General features: G+C 63.3%; 7 protein-coding genes. 1 reads left to right on the top strand and 6 read right to left on the bottom strand.

Going from position 1 to position 8973, the window contains the following annotated elements; genetic code table 11:
• A partial coding sequence (locus AC1DYU_RS05205) for an acyl-CoA carboxylase subunit beta (RefSeq protein WP_476790687.1) occupies window positions 1-1172 on the bottom strand: 1172 nt, incomplete at its 3' end.
• A gap of 54 nt (window positions 1173-1226) precedes the next feature.
• Between AC1DYU_RS05205 and AC1DYU_RS05200 the strand changes: the two genes are divergently transcribed.
• Window positions 1227-2720, top strand: coding sequence for a short-chain fatty acyl-CoA regulator family protein (locus AC1DYU_RS05200; RefSeq protein ID WP_476790686.1), 1494 nt, complete (start codon window positions 1227-1229; stop codon window positions 2718-2720).
• A 61-nt stretch (window positions 2721-2781) separates the two neighbouring features.
• On the opposite strand, the gene AC1DYU_RS05195 is transcribed toward AC1DYU_RS05200, so the two are convergent.
• From AC1DYU_RS05195 to AC1DYU_RS05175, 5 genes are all read right to left on the bottom strand, one after another.
• The gene (locus AC1DYU_RS05195) at window positions 2782-4251 is read right to left on the bottom strand and encodes an amino acid ABC transporter permease (protein ID WP_476790685.1); all 1470 of its coding nucleotides are present in this window, start codon (window positions 4249-4251) and stop codon (window positions 2782-2784) included.
• A 6-nt stretch (window positions 4252-4257) separates the two neighbouring features.
• The gene (locus AC1DYU_RS05190) at window positions 4258-5454 is read right to left on the bottom strand and encodes an amino acid ABC transporter permease (RefSeq protein WP_476790684.1); all 1197 of its coding nucleotides are present in this window, start codon (window positions 5452-5454) and stop codon (window positions 4258-4260) included.
• Between the two features lie 101 nt (window positions 5455-5555).
• Window positions 5556-6581 carry an amino acid ABC transporter substrate-binding protein gene (locus tag AC1DYU_RS05185; protein WP_476790683.1) on the bottom strand — a complete coding sequence of 342 codons (1026 nt, stop codon included), beginning with the start codon at window positions 6579-6581 and terminating at the stop codon, window positions 5556-5558.
• A 183-nt stretch (window positions 6582-6764) separates the two neighbouring features.
• Complete coding sequence (locus tag AC1DYU_RS05180; protein WP_476790682.1) at window positions 6765-7982, bottom strand: trans-sulfuration enzyme family protein; 1218 nt, start codon at window positions 7980-7982, stop codon at window positions 6765-6767.
• 37 nt (window positions 7983-8019) lie between these two features.
• Window positions 8020-8973, bottom strand: a complete 954-nt coding sequence (locus AC1DYU_RS05175; protein ID WP_476790681.1) for a PDR/VanB family oxidoreductase — start codon at window positions 8971-8973, stop codon at window positions 8020-8022.

Genomic DNA, 8973 nt, shown 5'->3' with positions numbered 1-8973 from the left:
GTGCATTCGCTGTAGGCGAAGAGCAGCTTGGCGCCGTGCTTGATCAGGCCGCCATATTCCTGCGCCGTGCCCGGCAGGAAGCCGGGAACGTCGACGAAGGTGACGATCGGGATCTCGAAGGCGTCGCAATAGCGCACGAAGCGCGCGGCCTTGCGCGAGGCGTCGGAGTCGAGCACGCCGGCCAGCACCATCGGCTGGTTGGCGACGACGCCGACGGTGCGGCCCTCGATGCGGCCGAAGCCGGTGACGATATTGGCGGCGTAAGCCTGCTGGATCTCGAAGAAATCGCCCTCGTCGAGCGTCTTCAGGATCAGCTCCTTGATGTCATAGGGCTTGTTGGGATTGTCCGGGACCAGCGTGTCGAGGCTCATGTCGACACGGTCCGGCACGTCGAATGACGGCCATTCCGGCACGCCGACGGTGTTGTTGGCGGGCAGGAAATCGAGCAGGCGACGGACCTGGCGCAACGCCTCGACATCGTTCTCGAAGGAGCCGTCGGCGACCGAGGATTTCGAGGTGTGGACCTTGGCGCCGCCGAGTTCCTCGGAGGTCACGGTCTCGTTGGTCACCGTCTTCACCACGTCGGGGCCGGTGACGAACATATAGGAGGTGTCGCGGACCATGAAGATGAAGTCGGTCATCGCCGGCGAATAGACGTCGCCGCCGGCGCAGGGCCCCATGATCACCGAGATCTGCGGGATCACGCCGGAGGCCGCGACATTGCGCTTGAAGACCTCGCCATAGCCGCCGAGCGCCGCCACGCCCTCCTGGATGCGGGCGCCGCCGGCATCGAACAGGCCGACGATCGGCGCGCGCATCTTCAGCGCCATGTCCTGGATCTTGATGATCTTCTGGGCGTGTGTCTCTGAGAGCGAGCCGCCGAAGACGGTGAAGTCCTTGGAGAAGACGAAGACGGTGCGGCCATTGACCGTGCCCCAGCCGGTGACGACGCCGTCGCCGGGGATCTTCTCGGCCTTGTCCATGCCGAAGTCGACGCAGCGATGCTGCACGAACATGTCGAACTCCTCGAAGGAGTCCTTGTCGAGCAGGAGCTCGACGCGCTCGCGGGCCGAGAGCTTGCCTCTGCTGTGCTGCGCCTCGATGCGCCGGGTGCCGCCGCCCTGGCGCGCGCCTTCGCGACGATCTTCAAGCTGTTCAAGTATCTCTTTCATGGACATCCCGCCGCCGCGCCCTGACGTCCCCTGATTAGCCTTTGGGCGCTTTGCATGTCCGATAAAAAGTGCGTAGTTGCGAAGATGCAAATTTACAAAATCGCGAGATCGAAAAGAAAAGTCTTCGCAGGCCCAGCGGTCCGTCGCCTGCGCGAGGAGGCCGGATGGGCACAAGTTTTCCTGGCTTCGAAACTGCAGATCTCTCCGAGCTATCTTAACCAGATCGAACGATCCCAGCGGCCACTCAGCGCGTCGGTCCTGGTCGAATTGGCCCGTGTTTTCCGCGTCGACATCGCGCAGTTCTCTGACAATGCCGAGGATAGGCTGCTCGTCGATCTGAGGGACGCGCTCGCCGATCCAGCGCTCGGTCATACGACTCAGGCGTCACACGAGCTGGAAGCAGCGATCCAGCACGCCCCCAATCTTGCCAAAGCCGTCATCCGCCTGCAGGCAGCCCATCGGGCGCTCGATGACAAGTATCAAGCCTTGGATCAGACGCTCTCTCATTCGGAGGCGCTTCAAACACCGGGCGGGGTGGTCTTTCCATACGAGGAGGTTCGCGACTTCTTCCATGGCATCGGCAACTATGTCGACGCGCTGGACAGAAGCGCCGAGCTGACCCGCGAGGAGCTGGGGGTGCACGCCGCCGGGTTGCCGGGCGCATTGATCGAACGACTTGAGATGCGCCATCGTCTCACCGTAAAAACCGATCGTTCAATCGGCGCGGATCGACCCATAAGGAGGTTCGACAGGAGTTCCCGAACGCTGCATATCGACGGCTGCGCGGACGCCTCCAGCCAGACCTTCGCGCTAGCGCACCAGTTGGCCTTGTTCCAAGCGGGAGACTTGGCGCGGGATATTCTGCGGCAGGCAAATTTTCGAAGCGCCGACGCCAACTCCGTTTGCTCGGTCGCTTTGGCCAACTACTTTGCCGGGGCCTTGGTCTTGCCATACCGCCAGTTCCTGGACGCCGCTCGGACCCATCGCCACGACCTCGGTGTCCTGATGCATATTTTCGGAGCTAGCCTTGAGCAGGTCGCCCATCGGCTTTCGACACTCCAGCGCCCTGGAGCCCAGGGCATCCCGTTCTATTTTCTGCGGATCGACCGGGCCGGCAACATCACCAAGCGCCATAGCGCGACGCGGCTGCGCTTCGCGCGGTACGGCGGGGCCTGCCCCTTGTGGAATGTCCACGAAGCCTTCGAGGCCCCCGACCGCTTGGATGTGCAGATCGTGGAGATGCCCGACGGAGTCAGGTACCTTTCCCTCGCGCAGGCCATCACCAAGGCCGGCATAGGTCACAGTTCGACGCGTCGCCGGTATGCCATCGGGCTCGGGTGCGAGCTCGCCGATGGTGGGCAGGTCGTCTACGCCGATGGGCTCGACACGCTCAATGCCCAATCCATCGCACGCATTGGCATCAGCTGCAGACTATGCGAGCGGAAGGACTGCCCCCAGCGGGCATTTCCGCCTGCCGGCAGCGCCATCGCCATCGACCCCGATGTTCGGCGAGCCGTTCCCTATCGGATCGTGGAACAGCCTGCCTAGGTCGGCGCTCGGGATCACCGTCGCACGTCACGCCACTGGGGTTGCTTGCGGCGTCCACGCATCAGTTCCGATGTCCGACTTGCAACCGCTTCTCCAGCCGGGCCGAGTAAGTGGAAATGAGGAAGCAGAGCGCGAAATAGATCATCCCTGCGTAGGCAAAGCCTGTGTAGAGCGTCGACGGGGCCGTCCAGCTGGGATCTGCGAATGCCGCACGCAGCCCACCGAGCAGATCGAAGATGGCGACGATCGAGACGAGCGTGGTGTCCTTGAGCAAACCGATGAACGAGTTGACGATACCGGGGATGACCAGCCGCAACGCTTGCGGCAACACGATGAGACCGGTGGACTGGCCGTAGTTCAGACCTAGCGCCGCAGCCGCCTCGTGCTGGCCACTCCCGATCGCCTGGAGGCCTCCCCGTACGGTCTCCGCCATGTAGGCCCCGGAAAATAGGGATATTCCAACCAGGACCCTGACCATGGCGTCCGGCGAATGCTCCAAGAATAGAGGCAGCATGTAAGTAGCGAAGAACAGAACCGTGATCAGCGGGACGCCGCGCACGATCTCGATGAAAGCGATGGCGGTGAACCGCAGGACGGCTGCGTTCGAGCGGCGAGCCAGGGCGAGGACGATGCCGATGGGCAAGGATGCCACGATCCCGGTCGTGGCGACGACCAATGTGACGAACAATCCGCCCCATTGAGACGTAGGTACGGCCCGCAGCGACGGCTCCTCGAAGACCGCCGAACCGACCGCGGCGGCGAACGCCCACGCGATTGCCGCCGTCAGCACGCCGTAAGACGCCCACCTCTTACGGGCCGCTCGCCCATCTAGAAATGCCTCGACGAATGCGGCACCCGACGCGAATAGGAGCGCTAGCTCGATCGAGGGGACGAGCCACGGCACCCCCAGCCACTTTGCGCTCGCGAAACCAAGTACGAGGGCGATCGCCACCGCCCCGTACCGCAGGGGCTGAAGGTTCGCCTGCTCGTTGAGCTGCATCAGATGGAGGGAGAGCGCGAGCGCCGCCGCAGCAGCGAAGACAACCGAGGCGACGCTCAGCCAAGGTGTTACGATCGACCCTCCGTAAAGGAATATGTACGCGAAAATAGGGAACACGCCAAAGAACGCGATGGCGTTGTACAGCTTGTACGGTGCCCGTGGCATCGACAGTGGGATCAGGAGCGTCAAAGCGACGACAAAGACCAGGTTGATGCGCCAGCGTTCGTCCGAAGGATAGAACCCGTAGGTCAAATGCCCCAGCTTGGCCCAGATGAATGGCCAACACGCCCCGACCTCGTAGGGCAGGTTGCTGCACGCCGCCCTGTCGTTGCCTTGCCACACGGCTCTGACCACCGTGAAATCGATGAACGAGCTGATCAACAGATAGGCGACATACGCCCCTGCCGCGGTCGCGATGGCCTGCGTCGGGCTGGAAAAAACTTCTCGCCGCAACCACCGCAAGGGTCCGACGTCCATGTTCGGAGCCGGCATTGAAGGCAGCGGTTCATCCCGCACGAACGTGATCGTCATGGCAGCCTACCTTGAGACGAGCGCGATCCGCGCGTTGTACCAATTCATAAAAAGCGAGGTCGCGATCGAAATCGTGAGGTATGTCGCCATCCACATCGCGATGACCTCGATCGCCTGTCCCGTATTGTTGAGGATCGTCCCGCCGACCGAGACCAGTTCGGGGTATCCGATGCTCACGCCCAACGAGGAGTTCTTGACGATGTTCAAGTACATGCTCGTCATCATCGGAATGATGATGCGCATGGCCTGGGGTATCGTGACCAGACGCAGGATGGACCCCGCGCGCAGCCCGAGCGAGCGCCCGGCTTCCGTCTGGCCCTTGCCGACTCCCTGGATGCCGGCCCGCACGATCTCGCCGATGTTCGCTGCGCTGTACAGCGTCAGGGCGATCGCGAAGGCAGCGAACTCTGGCATCATCGTGACGCCGCCCGAGAGGTTGAAGCGGCCTTGTTGCGGCGCGTCGAGCTGAAGGGGAGCCCCTGCGAACACGTAGACGGCACCAAGCAGTACGACCGCCGCCGCCGATAGCCCGAAAGATGCGATCCTGGGCAGGCCAAACCCGGTGCGTTCGCGCCTCATCCTGGACCATCGAGCGATCAGGACGCCACCGACGAGAAGGCCGAGCGCAGCCAGGCCCAACACCGCGGCTCCGGGCTGGATCACCGGTTGCGGGAGCGTGAGCCCCCTCTGGCTAAGGAAGACGGAGCCTAGGATGTTCAGGGCCGACCGAGGCGGCGGCATCGCCGACAGGATCGCGAGGTACCAGAACAAGATCTGGAAAAGGAGCGGCAAGTTTCTGATGAGCTCGACGTACCATCTCGCAAGCTGCGATATGATGAAATTCGGTGCCAGCCGGGCTATGCCTACGGCGAAGCCCAGGATCGTCGACATCAGAATCGCCACGGCGGACACCAGCATGGTGTTCACGAGGCCGACGAGATACGCCCTGCCATAGGTCATCGTCTCGGACCATGGGATCAGCGCCTGGGAGATCCCGAAACCTGCTGTCTGCTCCAGGAAGCCGAAGCCACTTGAAATTCGTTGGTTGGCCAAGTTCGCCGCGACGTTCTTGACCGCGCTGTAGGCGGCGAACGACAACACGACGATCAATAGGGCTTGCAGGACGAACCGGCGTACTTTCGGGTCGTTGACCAGAGCGGTACGCCTCGTCTCGCGCCGGGGTCCGGGAGGGTCACGGGTCATGAGTTTTGACTTTGATGGCGAAAAACCTGTCGGCAGGACGTCGCCCTGCCGACACGCTTTCGAGGCCGCAGAATGCCCTCAGGCTCTCGGGGCGAGATCGATCATCTCACCGGGGGCGCGTATTGCAGGCCGCCCTTGGTCCATAGGGCGTTCGTCGTCCGCTCGATTTTGATGACCGACCCTTGACCGACGTTCCTGTCGTAGACTTCCCCGTAGTTGCCGACATGCCGGACGATGCGGTCGGCCCAGTCCTTGGTGAGCCCCAGACCTTCGCCGAGGTTCCCCTCCAGTCCCAGGAGTCGGCGGATCTCGGGGTTGGTGGACGAGCGCATCTCGACGACGTTGGCTTTCGTGACCCCGAGTTCCTCGGCGTTGATCATTGCGTAGTGGGTCCACTTCACGATGTTCAGCCACTGGTCGTCGCCTTGGCGAACCGCCGGGCCCAACGGTTCCTTCGAGATCAGTTCCGGCAACACGACATGGTCGTCCGGCTTCTGGAGCTGCGCCCGACGCGAGTAGTTGGCGGACGAATCTGCGATGAGGACGTCGCACCGGCCGGTCTCGTAGGCCTTCGCGGTCTCGTCGGCGGTGACGAACACGACCGGCTCGAACTTCAGCTGGTTGGCGCGGAAGAAATCCGCGACGTTGAGCTCCATCGTCGTTCCCGCGGTCACGCAGATCGACGCCCCGCCGAGGTCCTTGGCGTTCTTCACGTTCAACGACTTCTTGGTCATGAAGCTGTTGCCGTCATAGAAATTCACGACGGCGAAGTTCATTCCCAGTGAAGCCTCGCGCTGCATCGTCCACGTCGTGTTGCGGGCGAGGAGGTCCACGGCGCTGGACTGCAAGGCTGTAAAACGATCCTTCGCCGAGAGGGGCGAGTACTGGACTTTGTTCGGATCGTCGAAGACGGCGGCGGCCAGTCCGCGACAGAGATCGACGTCCATGCCGGACCATTTCCCCGAGCTGTCGGGAATGGAGAAGCCGGCGATGCCTTGCGACACGCCGCAAACGATCGCTCCCCTGGCCTTGATCTTGTCAACCGTGGGCCCCGCGGTCGCGACGCCGGCGGCAAGCACGCCCAAAACCAAGGACGAGGCTCCCCAGATCCTATCATGACGCTTCATGTCGTATCCTCCCTTTGGCGACCTTCCGATGGCGCCGGATTGCTTTTTGATGGGATGCCGATCGAGACGGCATCGAGTTTCACGCTAAGTTTATTGCCCCGGTCGGGGATTGATCCGTTTGGCTGGTCGATCGTCCGGACACCGTGACGCGCCCCGTCAACAGCGCCGCTCGCCCTCCCCCGCTCACGCACTCTCGAGGGCTTGTGCGAGATCGGCCCAGATGTCCGCCTCATCCTCGAGACCCACGGAGAACCTGATGAGGTCATCGCCGACGCCTTCGACGGGTTTGGCCTCGGGCCTGACCGTCTGCCGGGCGCGCAGGATGCTCGCCGGGTGCGTGACGAGGGTCTCGACGTCGCCGAGGCTCACGCCCCGGCTGGCGAGCTGGAGGCGATCCAGCACCCGGCGGGCGCCATCGAACCCGTTCTTCAGCCCGAACGACAGCATGCCGGACCCGCCGCTCATCTGCTTCCGGGCGATCTCGTAGCCGGGCGAACCTTCCAGGAAGGGATAGTGCACCCAAGCGACGGCGCGGTGGTCGACCAGCCTTTGCGCGATCGTCAAAGCCGTGCGGCTATGGCGCTCCATGCGGAGGGGCAACGTCTTCAAGCCGCGCATGATCAGACCCGCGGTCATGGGCGACAGCGTCGCGCCGGTCAGGTACCTGAGACCGTGGCTGTGGAGATGGGCGATCGTGTCCCGGTCGCCCAGCAGCACCCCGCCGAGGACGTCGCCATGACCGTTGATGTACTTGGTGAGTGAGTGGAGGACGATGTGGGCGCCGTGCTCCAGCGGCCGCTGAAGCGCCGGCGAAGCGAACGTGCTGTCCACCACCACCTTCGCGCCCACCTTCGCCGCCCGCGCCGCGATGGCGGCGATGTCGAGGATCTCGGAGGTCGGGTTAACCGGCGTCTCGAAGTACACCAGCTTCGTCTTTGCGGTCAGCGCCGCATCCAAGTTCGAGGGGTCGGATAGGTCGACGGGGATCACCTTGATGCCGAACCGCGGTATGCCGTCCCGCGTCAGAGCGACGGTGTTCGAGTACAGCGTCCGATGGACGACGATCTCGTCGCCTTGTGAAAGCAGGCCGAGCATCAGGGTTCCAGCGGCGGCCATGCCGGTGGCGACGGCAAGCGCGACTTCGGCCCCCTCCAGATTTGCCAGACGGGCTTCGAGGATCTCCGTCGTCGGGTTGTGCTCGCGCGCATACAACTTTCCGCCTTGGGAAGCCGCCGCGTCCATCTCCTCCATGCTCTCGAAGCCGTACGTCGAGGTGAAGAATACGGGCGGAGCAACTGCGCCGCCGTACAGCGACGGGTCGTAGCCGAAATGGATCGCCCGTGTCGCGAAACCGTCCACGCGTTCCTTGGAGCCCGGGGCGGTATTCTTGGAATGCGACATGTCAAAGCTCCAACGGGGCAGCGGGAAACGGCAGCGTTCAAAGATCCAGGACGAGACGCCCTTTGGCCCTGGAAACGCAGGGTATGAATCGGTCGCCCTTGGCACCGGGCGTCAGCACCGCGTCGCGGTGGATCGGTTCCCCGGAGACAAACCCGCATTCGCAACTGCCGCACACTCCGTTCTCACAAGACGAAAGGAGTGGAACTCCCGCCGCGCGAAGCACGGTGAGCGCGGAGACGTCGGCCGGAACCTCCAACTCTAGTCCGCTCGAACGCAAATGCATGACGAACGCAGCGGGGACGAAATCGGGGTCCATATCGGGCTGGAAGGCCTCGAAGTGGACCGTGTCGGCCTGCCAGTGAGCGGAGTTCGCCCTCGTCCAGGCCATGAAGCCCGGCGGTCCGCAATAGTAGAGATGCATACCCTCCGGCTGGTTCCTCAGTAGCTCCGCCAGATTCACGGTGGTGGCCGGATCGTCGTCGAAATGAAGTGCGAGCGACCCAGGGGCGATCTCCGTTTCCAGATCCGCCAGCAGCGGGGCCGCAGCGCGGCTCCTCGCGAAGAAATGAAGGACAAATGCTTGTCCTTGCGCCTTCAATGCCCGTGCCATGGAGATCATCGGCGTGATCCCGATGCCACCGGCCAAAAGCAGATGCGACCGGGCTTCGTCATCGAGCTTGAAGTGATTGCGCGGAGTCGAGACTGCGACCTCGTCGCCCACGTTCAAGTTGGCATGCAGCCAAGTCGAGCCGCCTCGACCGGCGTCCTCGCGTTTCACCCCGATCACGTATTTCGATAGGTCCGCCGGATCGTTCATCAACGAGTACTGACGAACCTTGCCGTCCGGAAGGTGGATGTCGACATGCGAGCCGGGCTCGAAAGCGGGCAGCAGGGGCCGCCGCGGGTGTCGGAACTCGACGACGTTCACCTCGCCCGGTTCGGGGCGCAGGGCTGCCACCTTCATCTTCATGATCAAACGCGGGGCGGCCAT

The sequence above is a fragment of the Allobosea sp. P2_B12 genome (genome assembly GCF_056404835.1).
This window is presented reverse-complemented; position numbering and strand designations above follow the sequence as displayed.